The organism is Paenibacillus sp. fava2 (assembly GCF_058313675.1).
Genome location: NZ_CM177755.1, coordinates 1,571,842 through 1,588,534 on the forward strand (window position 1 = coordinate 1,571,842; position 16,693 = coordinate 1,588,534).

At 54.4% G+C, this 16,693-nt stretch carries 14 protein-coding genes; 13 read left to right on the forward strand and 1 reads right to left on the reverse strand.

Going from position 1 to position 16,693, the window contains the following annotated elements:
• Positions 1–179 precede the first annotated feature (179 nt).
• The 12 genes from AC4G46_RS07000 (at position 180) to AC4G46_RS07055 (ending at position 14,585) form a co-directional block, all read left to right on the forward strand.
• A complete protein-coding gene (locus tag AC4G46_RS07000; RefSeq protein WP_491127280.1) occupies positions 180–1,754 on the forward strand; it encodes a PucR family transcriptional regulator in 1,575 nt (524 codons plus the stop codon).
• A 113-nt stretch (positions 1,755–1,867) separates the two neighbouring features.
• Positions 1,868–2,488, forward strand: a complete 621-nt coding sequence (locus tag AC4G46_RS07005; RefSeq protein WP_491127281.1) for an NTP transferase domain-containing protein — start codon at positions 1,868–1,870, stop codon at positions 2,486–2,488.
• A 217-nt stretch (positions 2,489–2,705) separates the two neighbouring features.
• The gene (locus tag AC4G46_RS07010) at positions 2,706–3,881 is read left to right on the forward strand and encodes a BMP family ABC transporter substrate-binding protein (RefSeq protein WP_491127282.1); all 1,176 of its coding nucleotides are present in this window, start codon (positions 2,706–2,708) and stop codon (positions 3,879–3,881) included.
• A 107-nt stretch (positions 3,882–3,988) separates the two neighbouring features.
• The gene (locus tag AC4G46_RS07015) at positions 3,989–5,521 is read left to right on the forward strand and encodes an ABC transporter ATP-binding protein (protein ID WP_491127283.1); all 1,533 of its coding nucleotides are present in this window, start codon (positions 3,989–3,991) and stop codon (positions 5,519–5,521) included.
• Entirely contained in the window at positions 5,518–6,636 is a 1,119-nt protein-coding gene (locus AC4G46_RS07020) for an ABC transporter permease (protein ID WP_491127284.1), read from the forward strand. Before AC4G46_RS07015 ends, AC4G46_RS07020 begins: the two co-directional genes overlap by 4 nt.
• A gap of 30 nt (positions 6,637–6,666) precedes the next feature.
• Entirely contained in the window at positions 6,667–7,596 is a 930-nt protein-coding gene (locus AC4G46_RS07025) for an ABC transporter permease (RefSeq protein WP_491127285.1), read from the forward strand.
• 164 nt (positions 7,597–7,760) lie between these two features.
• A complete protein-coding gene (gene uraD, locus AC4G46_RS07030; RefSeq protein WP_491127286.1) occupies positions 7,761–8,294 on the forward strand; it encodes a 2-oxo-4-hydroxy-4-carboxy-5-ureidoimidazoline decarboxylase in 534 nt (177 codons plus the stop codon).
• A complete protein-coding gene (gene uraH / locus AC4G46_RS07035) occupies positions 8,291–8,671 on the forward strand; it encodes a hydroxyisourate hydrolase (protein WP_491127287.1) in 381 nt (126 codons plus the stop codon). The genes uraD and uraH overlap by 4 nt, the downstream gene beginning before the upstream one ends.
• Before the next feature lie 36 nt (positions 8,672–8,707).
• Positions 8,708–10,102 carry an allantoinase gene (locus AC4G46_RS07040; RefSeq protein WP_491127288.1) on the forward strand — a complete coding sequence of 465 codons (1,395 nt, stop codon included), beginning with the start codon at positions 8,708–8,710 and terminating at the stop codon, positions 10,100–10,102.
• Positions 10,099–11,385: a Zn-dependent hydrolase gene (locus AC4G46_RS07045; protein ID WP_491127289.1), complete on the forward strand. Its 1,287-nt coding sequence runs from the start codon at positions 10,099–10,101 to the stop codon at positions 11,383–11,385. The genes AC4G46_RS07040 and AC4G46_RS07045 overlap by 4 nt, the downstream gene beginning before the upstream one ends.
• A 21-nt stretch (positions 11,386–11,406) precedes the next feature.
• Positions 11,407–12,639: a pyridoxal-phosphate-dependent aminotransferase family protein gene (locus AC4G46_RS07050; RefSeq protein ID WP_491127290.1), complete on the forward strand. Its 1,233-nt coding sequence runs from the start codon at positions 11,407–11,409 to the stop codon at positions 12,637–12,639.
• Between the two features lie 140 nt (positions 12,640–12,779).
• Positions 12,780–14,585, forward strand: a complete 1,806-nt coding sequence (locus tag AC4G46_RS07055) for an adenine deaminase (RefSeq protein ID WP_491127291.1) — start codon at positions 12,780–12,782, stop codon at positions 14,583–14,585.
• A gap of 357 nt (positions 14,586–14,942) precedes the next feature.
• Here the strand turns inward: AC4G46_RS07055 and AC4G46_RS07060 are convergent, their stop codons facing one another.
• The gene (locus AC4G46_RS07060; protein WP_491127292.1) at positions 14,943–15,959 is read right to left on the reverse strand and encodes a serine hydrolase domain-containing protein; all 1,017 of its coding nucleotides are present in this window, start codon (positions 15,957–15,959) and stop codon (positions 14,943–14,945) included.
• 275 nt (positions 15,960–16,234) lie between these two features.
• Between AC4G46_RS07060 and AC4G46_RS07065 the strand changes: the two genes are divergently transcribed.
• The gene (locus AC4G46_RS07065; RefSeq protein ID WP_090719209.1) at positions 16,235–16,687 is read left to right on the forward strand and encodes a hypothetical protein; all 453 of its coding nucleotides are present in this window, start codon (positions 16,235–16,237) and stop codon (positions 16,685–16,687) included.
• Positions 16,688–16,693 lie beyond the last annotated feature (6 nt).

Consider the following 16,693-nt stretch of genomic DNA (forward strand, 5'->3'; position numbering starts at 1 on the left):
CGCTTCATTATCCCCACTCCCAATCTTTAAGATTATGTGAAATACGTCATTTTACCTAACATAGTGCATTGAAATTTTTACTTTTATCTTTCCAATAGGGGTTATTTTATCTATAATGTTACATAAAGTAACATAAAGAACGATGGTTAATTAAACATATTTACTTAAGGAGGGGTGGCATGCATCTTACCGTCGAAGAAGCGTTGTCCATTTATCCTTTATCCGAAGCCAAGCTTATCGCAGGAGCCAGGGGCAAGCACAGAATTGTGAAGTCAATCAATGTTATGGATGCGCCGGATATCTCGGACTGGATAAAAGAGGGGGAAATGCTGTTAACGACCGCTTATCTGATCAAGGACAGTCTGGAGGATGCCTCTGCGCTGCTGCAGACGCTGAACCGGCGGGGCTCGTCGGCGCTCGGCATCAAGCTGGGCCGCTTCTGGGATACCGTGCCTGAGGAGCTGATTGCCGAAGCGGAGACGCTGAACTTTCCGCTGATTGAGCTGCCGTTCCAGTTTACGTTCTCCGACCAGATGAACGGGCTGTTCCGTGCCGAACTGTCGCGCAGCACGAGCATGCTCCAGGAAATTATGGAGAAGCAGCGCAAGCTGATGCGCTTCGCGCTGCGTTCGGGACGCAGCGGTCCGCTGTTTGAATCCGTCTCTGAGGTGATCGGTTATAAGCTTGCGGTTGTAAGCAGCAGGGGGGACGTAGTCTACAACAACTCTGAATATGCAAGCCGCCAGCTGCTGGAAGGCTGGCCTTGGCAGAACCGCAGCCAGCGCTTCCGGATCGGAGACAGAACCGGTCTGCGGCTTCCGCTAATGCAGGGGGAGAAGTGCTCAGGCTATCTTTTATACTGTCAGATTGACCCGCTTCTGCTGCCTGTGGAAGAGAGCCTGTTTATCCAGGGGGCTGAACTGATTTCATTTCATATTCATTCGGGGTATGAGGATTATTTCGAGCTGGCTGAGCACAGGGAGTTCAGCGGGCTGCTGCGGCGCTGCCTGAGCGGCGGGCTGTCCTGCAGTGAGCTGTCTCAGGCTGCTCTGAGGCTGGGAGTGAAGCTGCTGCATTCACCTTTTCAGGTGCTGCTGACAGAAACGGCAGCGAGTGGGGATGAACGGCAGCGGGAGCTGCTCCGGCTGAAGGAGGAATATGCTGAGCATCCTGCCCTGCGGGAATTAAATGCCGTTCATGTTCTGATGGATGAGGGGCTGGTGTCACTGTTTCAGGCAAACGGGCTGAGTGCCGGGCAGTTCCGTGAGCTGATTTATGAGTGCTTTGATAACCTGAAGCTTGATACAGGATATTATCCGCGGGCTGCGGCTAGTGCGGTCAAAGTGAAGCCGGAGGGACTTAAAGAAGCTTTTGCCGAGGTCAGAGAATGTATGGCCATGTCCCAGCACTGGGGGGCATTCGGGAATGTAGTGCATTACCGGCAGCTTGAGCTGAATCTTCTGCTCGGCCAGATTCCGGAAGAGTCAATGAAGAAATACATTACCGGCAATCTTCGCGGACTGCTCAGCCGGGAGCCGGAGTATGTCAAGGAGATGCTCCATACGCTGGAGGTTTATCTGGAGAATGACGGTCATGTCAACGAAACAGCCAAAAAGCTGTTCATCCACCGCAATACGGCCACTTACCGCATTGAGAAGCTCAGTGAGCTGCTGGATGTCGATTTTAAAAAGATCAATGATCTGATGAGGCTTAAACTGGTGTTTGTGTTCCGCAAAATGCTGGAACGTGAATAATCCTGCAGGCGTTTTTGCCGGACACAAAGCTAAGCGGCATCTTGGAAACTGCTGTACAACCAAACAAAATCAAAAAGGGCAGGCGCCGGGCGCCGCCGAAAGGAGCGGAAACAATGAGAGTAGCCGGTATTTACCTGGCGGCAGGGCATAGCAGACGGGCGGGAGTACCCAAAGCATCGCCAAAGCTGTCTTCGGAGGTCACACCGGAAAGTGTGGTGGTCAGTGAGCTTGAACGCTGCACCCTTGATCCGCTGGTCGTGGTTGTCCGGGCAGATGACAATCTGGAATGGCTGCCGCCTGCCGCTGAGCAGAGCCCGAGAAGGACTGAAACCTGCCTGACCGCTCACCTGGGGCTGTCGTTTTCCCTGCGCTGCGGACTGAATGCTATTCTGCCGCTGCAGCCTGATGCTGTAGTGGTGGCGCTTGCCGGTCAGACTTCTGTTACAACTTCGCTTGTAAACCGGCTGAAGGACATGTATATGCGGAATCCGCAGCTTGATTATGTGGCCGGGACCCATGAAGGGCTGGCGATGCCGCCGGCTCTGTTTTCCAGAAAGATGTTCACGGTATTGCAGGGATTGGAAGGAGAAGAAGGGGCTGCGGGGATTTTGCGGTCCTCTGAGTACAAAGGGGCTGTTCTGCAGACTGATTCTGCAGGTTTCTTTTCGGATGCTGATCCCCGGTTTGATAATTATGAAGCCCATAAAGCATGGAGTATTCGCGGGAAAAGCTGACATTGAAAGACGATTATCCAGTCAAATGTAAGTAAGTATCACATATTTTAAGTATAATTCGCTTCAGTTTAGTGCATTAAGCACAAAAACCTGTAAAGTTCTTATTATATAGCACAAACGTATGTTATGTAAATTTACGTAAACGCTCTGTCTCAGTATAGTAGAGATACATTAATGGTTTCAGCCATTAAGAGAGATATCCTGGAGGAGGAGAATTATGAAAAAAAGGGGTCAGGGATTTACGGTAAGCTTAATGCTTATGTTCCTGCTTGCAGTAGTGCTGGCGGGCTGCGGAGGAAACAACAACGCTGCTTCTTCTAACGCGGCTGCAACGGAGGCGCCGGCTGCGGCGAATGCAGGGACTGCAACAGAGGCACCGGCAACAACGGAGCCGGCAGCAGAGAAGCCGACGGTTGCTTTTGTCTACATCGGGCCTCCGGGCGACGGCGGTTACACGTATCAGCATGACCAGGGCCGTCTGTACATGGAAAAAGAGCTCGGCATCAAAGCGGACTTCGTTGAAAACGTTCCGGAAAGTGCCGATGCAGAGCGCATCATTACTGAACTGGCACAATCCCACGACATCGTATTCACCACAAGCTTCGGATATATGGACTTCACCCTCAATGTAGCTAATAAATTCCCCAACGTGAAATTCCTCCATGCTTCCGGCTATAAGACAGCTGAGAATATGGGCACTTACTTCGGCAAGAACTATCAGGCGAGTTATCTCACAGGTATCGCCGCCGGAAAAATGACTACCAAAAATCATCTCGGTTATGTAGGCGCGTTTCCGATCAGCGAAGTTATTTATAATCTGAATGCTTTTACACTCGGTGCACAAAGCGTTAATCCGGATATCAAGGTAGATGTGGTCTGGACCAACACCTGGTATGACCCGGCAACAGAACGCCAGGCGGCAATCAGTCTGCTGGATAAAGGCGCTGATGTCCTGCTGGCCTATCAGGATTCCCCGGCTACCCTTCAGGCAGCTGCTGAACGCGGAGCTTATGCAGGCGGTAACGACTCGGATATGAGCAAGTATGCGCCGGATAATTACCTGACCAACCCGGTCTGGAATTGGGGTCCTTACTACGTGAAGGCTGTCCAGTCGGTAATGGACGGAACGTGGAAGAGCGAGCAGTATTCCGGGGATATGGCAGACGGCATGGTTGAGCTGGCACCGTTCGGCAACAAGGTTCCTGATGATGTGAAGGCACTGGTAGAGGAAGCAAAGGCCAAGATCATCAGCGGCGAAATGGATGTATTCACCGGCCCGATCTCCGATAACCAGGGCAACGTCAAGGTTCAGGAAGGCCAGAAGCTTACGCTTGAAGAAGTTCTGGGCATGAACTGGCTTGTCAAAGGCGTAGAGGGCACAATCCCGCAATAATAGCTTAACTTTAATATCATACTTCATGTTCCTATGGGTGGGGCGGGTTCCGGATGAATGGAACCTTCCCCACCCGTACTACAACTATAAGGAAGGAGCATCCCATTATGCAGGACCATTCGGTTGAAATGCGGGGGATTGTGAAGAGATTCGGTTCTGTAACGGCAAGCGATCAAGTCGATTTTTCGGCAAACGCGGGTGAGGTTCACGCGCTGCTTGGTGAGAACGGAGCAGGTAAGAGCACAGTCATGAGCATGCTGTCAGGTGTATACCGGGCGGATGAAGGCGAAATTCTGATTCACGGCAAGCCTGCCAGAATCCGCTCCCCTAAGGATGCGGCGCTTTTGGGGGTCGGGATGGTGTTTCAGAATTTCAGACTCGTGCAGACGCTCACGGCAGCGGAAAATATCGTGCTTGGCGAAAAGTCGTCTTTCTGGCGGGGGAGCAAGTGGATCAGGCAGAAGCATGAGGAGATTGAAGCGCTGGGAGAGCGGTTCGGGCTGAAATTTCCGGTAAACCGGCCAATCTGGCAGCTGTCCGTCGGTGAACAGCAGCGTGTGGAGATCGTCAAGACGCTGTACAGGGGGGCGGATATCATCATTCTGGATGAGCCGACTTCCGTGCTAACGCCGGGGGAAGCGGAGCAGTTGTTTGAAACGCTGCGTGTAATGAAGCAGGCGGGCAAGACGGTTATTATGACTACTCACAAGATGAAGGAAGTTATGGCTTCCTCTGACCGGATCTCCGTCATGCGCAAAGGCAAAATGATTGCCACGCTGGCTACAGCGCAGACAGATGAGCTGGAGCTGGCCCGCCTGATGGTAGGCAGGGAGGTCACGATCAGCCGCCAGGAGCGGGAAGCCACCCAGGGAGAGCCGCTGCTTGTTGTCAACCGTCTGGATGTCTCGGCCGATCACGGCCGCAAGGCGCTCGACGGCTTGTCGCTCACTGTGTGTGAGGGTGAGATTGTCGGCGTTGCAGGGGTTGCGGGCAACGGGCAGAAGGAGCTGGCAGAGGTGCTTACGGGTCTTAGAACCTGGAAGAACGGGGAGATTATTTTTGATGGTAGCCGGGTAAAAACAGCCTCGGTCCGCGGTGCCATTGATGCGGGGATTTCCCATGTGCCGGAGAACCGTATGAAGAGCGGTCTGGCCGGCCGGCTGGGTTCGGTTGATAATCTGCTCTTCAAATCCTACCGAACGGAGGAACACTCCAAATTTGGTATTCTGAAGGCGGCAAAGAACCGTCTGTGGTCACAGGAGCTGGTGCAGCGTTTTGACGTTAAGACGCCCGAACTCGATACTCCGGTGCAGCAGTTGTCCGGCGGGAATCAGCAGAAACTGCTGTTTGCCCGTGAGGTCAGCCATAAGCCAAAGCTGATGGTTGCCGTTCACCCTACACAAGGGCTTGATGTGGGAGCTACTGCGGGTGTACATGAGCTGCTGATGGAGCTGCGGAGCTCCGGCAGCGGCGTGCTGCTGATCTCAGAGGATCTGGATGAGCTTCTGCAGTTGTCGGACCGGATTCTGGTTATATATAACGGCGCAATCATCGGTGAAAGCGATCATGAGCATGCCGACAGGGAACAGATTGGTCTGATGATGGCCGGAATCCGGCACAGGGAGGGCAGTGCGGTATGAGTCCAAAAAATACAGGCAATACGGCGGCGGTTCTGGAGCCGCTTCCGGCCAAGTCCGGCAAACCTTTCCGGCTGCGGCTGGAATACGATTCAAGCCGTACCCGCTCTCCGTGGTGGTCTCCGGTTCTGTCCGTAATTCTGGCGCTGCTGCTGTGTGCGGTCTTTATCGCTGCAAACGGGATGAACCCGGTGACAGTCTATGAGAAAATGTTCCGCGGTGCCTTTGGCACCTCCTACGGCTTCACGGAGACGATGGTAAAAGCAATTCCGCTGCTGCTGTGCGGCCTCGGTATCGCTGTAGCCTACCGGATTTCCGTATGGAATATCGGAGCAGAAGGGCAGCTTACCGTCGGCGCGATGGCTGCAACGGCGGTAACGATTTATTTTCCTGATCTGCCGTCCTTCTGGGCCATTACGCTGATGCTGATTTTTGGTACGGCTGCAGGTGCGCTTTGGGGCCTGATGACTGCCATCCCGCGCACACACTTCGGGGTAAATGAGCTGATTACCTCGCTGATGCTGAATTATGTCGCGCTGCTGGCACTCGACTATGTGGTGTTTGGTCCGTGGAAAGATCCTGCGGGCTTCAATTTTCCGGGCTCGCCGATGTTTACGGCTGCACAGTCCCTGCCGGTTCTGGGATCGACAAGATTACATATCGGTCTGATCTTTGGACTGGTCGCTGTATTTATCTACTTCCTGATGGTCAAATTTACCCGCTGGGGCTATGAGCTGCGGCTGATTGGAGCCAATCCGACGGCTGCGCGTTATGCAGGTATTCATATCAAGAAGCATATTATCATCGTGATGCTGATCAGCGGAGGGCTGGCGGGTATTGCCGGCATGGCTGAGGTCTCCGGGGTAACCCATAAGCTGATGCAGGGTATCTCTCCCGGCTACGGCTACACCGCGATCATCGTCGCCTGGCTTGCCAAGCTGAATCCGCTCGGCCTGATCGTTACCTCCGTCCTGTTCGGCGGCCTGATTGTCGGCGGCTACAGCGTGCAAACCATCGGATTGCCTTCGTCCATTTCAGAAATGCTGCAGGGCTCGATCCTGTTCTTCCTGATTGCCGGCGATATGATTCACCGTTTCCGCATACGCCGGAGCGCTTAGGCGGCGCCTTAGAAAGAAGGGAGTTAGACTATGGATTTCACTACACAGTTATTGATAGCAGCCATTTCCGCCGGAACCCCGCTGCTGCTGGCCACGCTTGGCGGTATCCTGAATGAGCGGGCGGGCATCATCCAGCTGGGTGCGGAAGGGCTGATGCTGATGGGGGCGGTGACCACCTGTATCGTGTACATCCGCAGCGGCAATCTGCTGCTGGCCTTACTTGCAGCTATAGCCGTGACAGCGGTGCTTGGCATGGTGCATTCGTTCCTATGCGTGACACTGAGGGCAAATCAGACGATGTCGGGGCTGGCGATGACGCTGTTCGGCAGCGGACTCAGCGCGTATCTCGGCAAGTCCATCAGCGGCCTGCCCCTGCCGGGAACTTCACCCAAGCTGAATCTAACCTGGCTTCAGGGAATCCCGGTGATCGGGGATATTTTTGGACGGCTGGATTATTTGACCTGGTTCAGCCTGGTGCTGGTGCTGGTGCTGCATCTGCTGATTCATCATACCTCCTGGGGGCTGCATCTGCGGGCCGTCGGGGATAACCCGGCGACAGCGGATGTAATGGGCATCCGGGTGCAGCTGATCCGCTACAGCTATGTTACTGCCGGTGCTGCGCTGATAGGGCTTGCCGGGGCAGACATGGTGCTGGCCTATGCGCCGACCTGGAATGAAGGCCTGACGGCCGGCCGCGGCTGGATTGCCGTCGGACTCGTCATCTTTGCCAGATGGAATCCGCTGCGTGCGCTTTTCTGCGCCTACTTCTTCGGTGCGCTGGACTCACTCGGATTCCGCATCCAGCTGCTTGGCAGCGTGATACCGTCCTACTTCCTTAAAATGATTCCTTATGTAGTAACCATCCTGGTACTGATGTATCTCGGCTACCGTAACCGCAACAAGCCTTCGGGCACTCCGGAGTCTCTGGGGACACCTTACATCCGCGAACAGCGGTTCTAACCAAAGAAGCTTTGCCTGATTATCTGTTATAATCATTAAAATCCATTTATTGTCGTTCGAACTTCTGACCGGTTGAATACAGTAAATGGACTTTTTTTACCCTTGAAGCATTGTGAGGAATATCATTGCACAGTTAGTGAGACTACAGAGAGCGGGGCGGAAGTATGAGTGCAGAGACAGGTGCATTAACATTAGAGCAAATTAACGGCATGAGCCGGGAACAGTTTGTAGCGGCGCTAGGAGGGATTTTTGAACATTCACCTTGGGTGGCAGAGGGGACTTATCAGCAGATTCCGTTTCATTCTGTCGATGAGCTGCATCGTGCTATGCTGCAGACAGCGCGAAGCGCGCCTGACAGTCAGGTTACAGAGCTGCTGAGATCCCACCCGGATCTGGCTACAAGGCTGCAGGTTACCCCGTATTCGGCGGCGGAGCAGCAGGGAGCGGGGCTTGACCGGCTGACGCCGGAAGAATTCGAATTGCTTACAGGGTTAAATGCGGCTTACACAGAGAAGTTCGGCTTTCCGTTTATTCTTGCAGTCCGCGGCAAAAACAAGGATGACATTATTGTGGCGATTTCCGAGCGGGTGCATTATCCGCTGGAACAGGAGCGGGAGCAGGCCTTGTATCAAATCGGCCGGATCACCGGCTTCCGGCTGCATGATCTGCTGCCGCAGCCTGAAGGGTCCGCACCATGAGCGGGCGGCTGACTACGCATGTGCTGGACCTGGCAAAGGGCGGTCCTGCAGCGGGGATGGCGCTCCAGCTCTGGAAGCTTGACGGCGGGGCGGGAGAGCTGCTGCGCGAGGCGGTGACGAACAGCGACGGGCGGCTTGATGCCCCTCTGCTGACCGGGGCGGAGCTTACCCCCGGCAGCTATGAGCTGCTGTTTATGGCCGGGGATTATTTCCGTAGCATTGAACAGGCGGCTGGCGCCGGAGAAGCGGGTGCGGACTCCGGGGTGCTTTTTCTCGAACAGATTCCGCTGAAATTTAATATCACGAATACTGCAGAGCATTATCATGTTCCGCTGCTTGTAGCACCCGGAGGGTACAGCACGTACCGGGGAAGCTGACACAATAAATAGACCGATGGCGGAGGTGGCCGGACCATGAAGGAATCATATGAGCTCATCATCAGGAACGGGGAGGTTGTGCTTCCCGGAGAAGTAGTCAAGCTGGATGTTGCTGTAAAGGACGGAAAAATAGCTGCACTTGGCCGGGATCTGCCGGTTCTCCCGGACACCCGGATTATTGATGCGCAGGGGCTGTATGTGCTGCCCGGCATGATCGATATGCATGTCCACTTTAATGAACCGGCATTTGGACACTGGGAAGGCTTCCGCAGCGGCTCGGCGGCCCTGGCTGCCGGAGGCTGCACCTGCTATGCGGATATGCCGCTTAACGGCAATCCCCCTACGGTAGATCTGGCTGCGCTGCAGCTCAAGGCTGAAGCGGCAGCAGGGAATTCTGCCGTCGATTATGTCCTGTGGGGAGGTCTGGTCCCGGGCAATCTGGAGGAACTGGAGGAGCTGGCGGCAGCCGGAGTTACCGGCTTCAAGGCATTCATCTCCAATCCCGGCGGTGAAGGGGAAGGCCGGTTCCGCGAGGTCGATGATGACACCCTGTATCAGGGGATGCAGCGGATTGCCGCCTTCGGCGGCATTCTGGCGCTGCATGCGGAGAGCGAGGCCATTACGGCAACGCTGTCTTCTGATGCGGTACGGAGCGGCCGGACCGGCGCGCGGGATTTCGCCGCTGCCCGTCCGGCAGAGGCCGAGCTTGAGGCGGTGGCGAGAGCGCTGCTGTACAGTGAGCTCACAGGCTGCCGGCTGCACTTTGTGCATATAAGCACGGCAGCGGCTATTGATATGATTCATGAAGCAAAGCTCCGCGGGCTTGATGTTTCGGCGGAGACCTGCCCGCATTACCTGGTTCTGAATGAGGACAGTCTGGAGGATCTGGGCGCACTGGCCAAATGCGCACCGCCGCTGCGCAGCCCGGAGGAGCAGGGGAAGCTGTGGCAGGTGCTGGCAGAAGGGCGGGTTGATCTAATCGCCTCCGACCATTCCCCCTGTCCGCCTGAACTGAAGCTTGATCCCGGACTTAGCTTCTTTGAAGCCTGGGGCGGCATCTCCGGGGCGCAGAGCAGCCTGGAGCTGATGTTCCATGAAGGGGTGAACCTGCGGGGCCTGCCGGTTACTCAGATGGCGGCGCTGCTGGCCGAGCAGCCGGCCCGGAGGTTCGGGCTGGACCGCCGCAAAGGGTCCATTAAGCCGGGGCTGGATGCCGATCTGGTCCTGCTGGACCCGAACCATTCCTATACCTTGAAGGCAGAAGATCTCCTGTACCGCCATAAGCACAGCCCTTATACCGGCATGACTTTATCCTGCAAAGTAACGGCAACGATAAGTCGCGGGACGGTAGTGTATACCGCAGAAGACGGGCTGCTGATCGAAGACGGCGGGGAATGGCTGCGCGTCAACGAAGGGCAGTTTTCCCGATGAGCGCGCCAGCGATTAAAGCCCCGGCGCTTCAGATGATGGAGCTGCTGGAGGAGCTAGCGGCCTTCAGTGCTCCAGGACCGGGTGTATCCCGGCTGCTCTACACCCCGGAATGGCTGCTGGCGCAGCGTTTTCTGCAGGAGAGAATGGCGGCGCTTGGCATGGAGGTCAGGACGGACGGCGTGGGGAATGTCTATGGAAGGTTTACAGGCTCGCTGCCGGCCGCAAAAGTTATCTTAACGGGCTCACATATCGATACCGTGCTGAATGGTGGAAAATATGACGGTGCCTACGGGATTGCTGCCGCTGTTACTGCGCTTCACTACTTGAGGCAGAACTTCGGCCAGCCGCTGCGGACAGTGGAGGCCGTGGCCTTCTGTGAGGAGGAAGGCAGCCGCTTTCCGCTCGCGTATTGGGGCTCGGGCAATGTTACCGGGCTGTATGACGGAAGTGAGGCGCAGCAGTGTGCTGACTCTGCAGGAGTGACGATCGCTTCAGCAATGGAGGGCTGCGGATTGGGGCGCAGGCCCGAAGACTGCGGGACTGCAGCCGTCGCTGACTATGCGGCTGGGCGGACTCCTCTCAGAGAGGATATTGGCGCATTTGTTGAACTGCATATCGAGCAGGGCATTGTGCTGGAGCAGGCAGCACTGGAGATCGGGATCGTTGAGGCGATCGTCGGACAGCGGCGGTATAGTGTAAAGGTTGCCGGCAGTACAAACCATGCCGGCACAACCCCGATGCGACTGCGACGCGATGCGCTTGCAGGTACTGCGGAGATGCTTCTGGCAATGGAGCAGGCGGCGGCGGCTGCGGGTGATCCGCTGGTAGCCACTTGCGGGAAGCTGGAAGCGGCGCCGGGCACGCCCAATGTAATTCCCGGCGAGGTGGAGTTTACACTTGATATAAGGCATAGTGAAGCTGATGCGCTGGAGCATTTTTGTTCCATGCTGCTGGCTGCGTTCGAAGAGATTGCCAGGAAGCGGGGGCTTACCCTGCAGTATACGGCTACTCTGGCTACATCTCCTGCGCCGATGGATACGGGATTAAATCAACAACTTGAGCATCTAGCACGCCAGCAGGGAAGAAGCTTCCGCAATATGGTAAGCGGAGCAGGCCATGATGCCCAGCTCTTTGCTCCCGTTTGCCCCACGGCCATGATCTTTGTGCCGAGCCGGGCGGGGATCAGCCACGCTCCGGAGGAGTATTCTTCACCGGATGAGCTGGCTGCCGGACTGAACCTGCTTACGGCAGTATTATATGAGCTGGCCTATAAAGAAAGCTGAACATCAGAGGGAGAGGTTTGCATGAAGCGGTACGAAGATTTGTCGCCGTCCTTGCGGTGTATTATGACTCCAGGGCCGGTAGAGGTTGATCCGCGGGTGCTGCGGGCTATGTCTTTTCCGGTGCTGGGCCAGTTTGATCCCGAGTTTACGGATATTATGAATGAAACGATGGAAATGCTGCGCGGGCTGTTTAAGACGGGCAATAAATGGGCTTTTCCGGTTGACGGTACTTCCCGTTCCGGCATTGAAGCTGTCATGGTCAGTCTGATTGCGCCGGGCGACCGGGTGCTTATTCCGATTTTTGGCCGGTTCGGCCATCTGCTGCATGAGATTGCGGAACGGTGCGGAGCTGAGGTGTATACGATAGAGAAAGAATGGGGCAGCGTGTTTGCTCCGGAGGAAGTGATCTCTGCGGTCCGCAGCTTCAAGCCGGATGTAGTGGCCATTGTTCACGGTGAAACGTCTACGGGACGGATGCAGCCGCTGGCTGAAATCGGGCGGGCCTGCCGGGAACAGGATGTACTGCTGATTGTGGATGCTGTGGCTACCATCGGCGGCGTGCCTGTTGAGACGGATGAATGGATGCTCGATGCCGTCATCGGCGGGACGCAGAAATGCCTGTCGATTCCTTCGGGAATGGCTCCGGTTACGTATAATGAACGGGCAGAAGCCAAGCTGCTGAAGCGCAAGCAGGTCGAACGCGGGCTTAGAACAGGCGGATTTGAGGCAGGGGAACTGCCGCCTGTGCGCAGTAATTATTTTGATCTGGGAATGCTTCAGGATTACTGGAGTCCCCAGCGGCTGAACCACCATACAGAGATGACGTCGATGCTCTATGCTTTGCGTGAAGGATTGCGGCTGGTGCTTGAGGAAGGACTTGAGGCGCGCCATGCGAGGCATGCTCTGCATGAACAGGCGCTGGTAGCCGGACTTCAAGCAATGGGGCTTACACTATACGGCGATCCGGATTGCAAGCTGACGGTGGTGGCCTGCGTGCTGATTCCGGAGGGGATAGACGGGGAGTCGGTGCGTACGATGCTGCTTGATCATTTCGGCATTGAGATCGCCAGCTCATTCGGTCCGCTTAAGGGAAAAATATGGCGTATCGGTACGATGGGCTTCAGCTGCCGTGAAAATAATGTGCTGCGCGTGCTCGGGGCGCTTGAAGCAATCCTTTTGCGGCATGGCCATGCTCTATCTCCCGGCCTTAGTGTCCAGGCGGCACTTGACGTGTATGAACAAAAAGGTAGATAATCGTCTGAACGGCAACTGGAGAAATGGTGTTTAGAGAAGCTTGCGGACGGCCTGCTGTCCCGGCTTTACCCAGGAAACGGCTTGCGCCCCGCGAGGGGCGGCAGAGCCGTTTTTATTAAAATACGGAGGGAGTGGAAGTCATGTCATTCAAAAGAAAGCCCTTGGCGGATTGTGTGCCTGAGCTGGTGGCTACGGCCCGCGGTGATCAGAAGGCATCCCTGGTTATTACTGGAGGGAAGCTGGTCAATGTGGTTTCCGGAGAAATACTGGAAGGGATGTCTGTCGCGGTCCAGGGGGGACGCATCGCTTATGTAGGTAAGGATGTTTCACATACCATTGGAGAAGAGACACAGATTATTGATGCGGCCGGCAAATATATCGCACCCGGATTGCTTGACGGACACTGCCATATCGAAAGTACACAGCTGACCGTTACGGAGTTTGCCCGGGCGGTGCTGCCTCTGGGAACGACAGGCGGATTTTTTGATGCCCATGAAATTGCCAATGTATTCGGGCTAAAGGGTATTAAGCTGATGCTGGATGAAATGCGCGGCACACCGCTGGCAGCCTATATGCAGGTGGCCTCCTGTGTACCATCGGCAGGTGCCGAGTTTGAAACCACCGGCGCCTCGCTGGGACCGGCTGAGGTAGCGGAAGCTTTTACCTGGGGGGAGGATGTGATTGCTCTCGGTGAAGTGATGAATTTCCCGGGCGTTGTATACGGCGATGACAAAATGATCGGAGAAATCCAGGCGACGCTGCGTGCCGGACGGTATGTTGACGGACATTTCACCTGGCCCTCCAGTGACTGGAGGCTTCCGGTTTATGCTGCAGCCGGCGTAACAGGAGATCATGAATGTGTAACGGCTGAGGATGTGATTGAACGTGTGCGGCTGGGCATGTACGCCAAAATGCGCCGCGGCTCTGCCTGGCATGATGTAGCGAAGACGATCACCGCCCACACGGAGCACGGGCTGGACCCGCGCCGGATGATGCTGGTTACCGATGACCGGAGCTCGGAGTCGCTGCGCGATGAAGGGCATATGGATTTCGTGGTGCGCCATGCAATTTCCCAGGGCGTAAAGCCGGTGACCGCCTTCCAGATGGCAACGATTAATACCGCTGAACGCTTCGGGGTGGCCCGTGACATCGGTTCGATCACGCCGGGCTCCTGTGCCGATATTATTTTGCTGGACGGCAATCTGGCTGATGTGCATGTAGTAACGACTATCGCAGCAGGTGTGGTGGTCGCTGAAAATGGGATTATGACGGCTGAACTGCCGGTCTATACCTATCCTGAGGAAGTGCGTGCCTCGGTTCATCTGCAGCAGCTTCCGGCGCCGGAGGATTTCATCATTCATGCCCCAGTGGAGTCCGGCAGCCTGGCTACCCGTGTTATCAAGGTGATCGAGAACCATGTGGAGACGGAAGAGCTGATCGTTCAGCTGCCAGTGGAGAACGGGGAGCTGCAGGTCGGCAGCGGCCTTTGCAAAATCGCTGTGTTCGAGCGGCACAAGGGAACCGGCAACAAATCGGTAGGTGTAGTAGAAGGGATCGGCTTCCATGAGCCTGCGGCGATAGCAATGACGGTTGCCCATGACAGCCACAACGTGCTGGTGATCGGAAATAGCGATGTCCTGATGGCAAAAGCGGCAGCTGCTGTTGCCGAAGCCCAGGGCGGCGTAGCTGTCATTACGGAATCAGATACCACTCTATTCCCGCTGGCGATCGCCGGCCTGATGTCAGCAGAGCCGTTTGAAGTGGCAGCGGCCCAGTCTGCGGCAATCAGCACGGCGCTGTATGGTGCAGGCTGCACGCTAAATTATGCCTTTATGACATTGTCCCTGCTGGCGCTTGCCGTTATCCCGACCCTGCGGATTTCCGACAAGGGTCTGGTACGGATCTCGCCGGAAGACGGCATCCAACTGGTGCCGCTGTTCTGCTAACCGGCTGTCTGCAGCAATAACTCCATCGTATAGAAAAGGCCTTCAGCCGGTTTCCGGTCTGGAGGCCTTTTTTTATAGCTAAATGTAAGTGGATTTTCGCTGCTTAATTTCGGCTTTTTACGTTGTCTGCGACCAATAGGTGGAAAAACGCCATCTATTTCAGGCCAGTTAGAGCGTTGGAGGGGATTTGGGTGAAAATAGGGTGCATTTTTCCACTTAGTTTCCTGAAAAAGGGGTCCCGCAGAGAATTAAGTGGCGATTTTCCACTAAGATAACCTGCGTGGTGATTTTCTTTTCGGTTTAGCCCTGAACTGAGAGGATAAGGTGACCTGGCAGCTGTTATCTTCAGATTCCTGCCTAACGAAACTCAGCATACAAACGTTCAATAAACGCATAAGTCTCTGACCAGTCCAAGCTGGCTGAATTACAGAGCAGAATTACACTGAATTGCTGTTCATAGAATCTTACAATAATACTCCGGAAGCCTGCATCTCCGCCTGTATGCCATATCGTTTTGGCGCCGCAGCGTTCCTGAATCATCCAGCCGTAGCTGTAGCCTCCCCAGAATTCGGTTAACGGCTTGCCGGATGAATCCAGACCAGGAGTAAAAATAGCGCGTTTAGCCTCCTCACCCAGCAGCTGATTGCTGTAAAGAGCATCATCCCACTTTTTCAGATCCTCTAAGGAAGACAAGACATTAGCCGCGCCGGTGGCAAACGTGTCTGTGTAATTACACTTCCAGTTCTCTCCGTTTTGTTCATATCCGTAAGCGCGGTTAGGGACAACTGGCTGCTCTTCATTAAAAACCGTGGAGTTCTCCATCCCGATGATCCCAAATATATATTTCCTCAGATAGTCCCGCAAAGACAAGCCTGTTATCCGCTCAATAATCAGCGCCAGCAGCACATAGTTGGAGTTGGAATATTCAAATGTACTGCCCGGAGTGAAGCGGAGCTGCTCCTGCTGTGTAAGTAAGCTGAGCACCTCGGCGTTGTTGGAGTGCAGGGCATTCTGGCGCGCTTTTTGCCACAAAAGATCATTGTAGTCTGTTAATCCTGCTGTATGGTGAACCAGCTCATAGATGCTCACTTCAACGGCATAATGCCGGAGCTCTGGTACGAACCGGGTCAGCTTATCCTTGGCGTCTAGTTCCCCCTGTTCCATAAGCTGGAGAATCGCCATTCCGGTAAACTGCTTGGAGACAGAGGCTAGGTTAAATATGCTGTCAGGCTGTATAGGTATCCTGTGCTCGCAATTGGCCAGGCCGAGCGTGTCCTGGTAGACTGTTTTTCCGTTAAAGTTGGCGATTACACCGATCCCGGGAGTATTTTCATTAAATGTTGTAAAAAAATCCTTAAGCTGAATAGTGTTCATTACTGTCGCCCCCTCACTCTTTATTGCAATTTTTCCTCACAGAGGGGCGATTTCCCTGCCAAAAAAAGCTTAAATGGTTACAGTTCTGTCATAAAGGGAAGAATATTAACCAATTCATCACAATTTGAAACATTTTTTTGTCGAATTTAATGAAAAACATTAACAATCCTGTAGAAATGGACGATAATACTTTTAAATTAATTATAATTGTTTTCCAATTGCCGACTACCAGACAAGCTGTAGAAAGTTTAAATATATGGAACGGGGTGTATGAGATGATCAGATTAGGAACACAGGACATTGTGAATATCACAATGAAGCAGATTGCCGGCATCTTCAAAATGGAGCCGCTTGAGCTCAGATTTGTTAACGATTTTCAGGGTGAGCAATATCTGCTAACCAATGATAAGCTGCATCTCAGCAACCAGCAATACTGGGCTAAGGTGATGGATTGTGTGTTCGAAAATCATGTCAGACCGGTCCTGATGTGCGAGGTGCTGTATTTCCTCCGCAACGAATTTATGGAAAGTGACATCAAGCTCAGATTCTCTTATGATTTTGCGGAAGGGGCGGAGGGCGCTGCGACTGCATCAGCAGAGGTAAGCTTCAATGATACTCCTGACCTGCAGCCGTCCGAGATTGCCGAGCTGATTGACTTCGCCTTGTCCCTGCAGGATAAAGTGTGGTTTGAGGAACTGACTGCCAAGTACAAACAATTGACTGCATAGGCATCA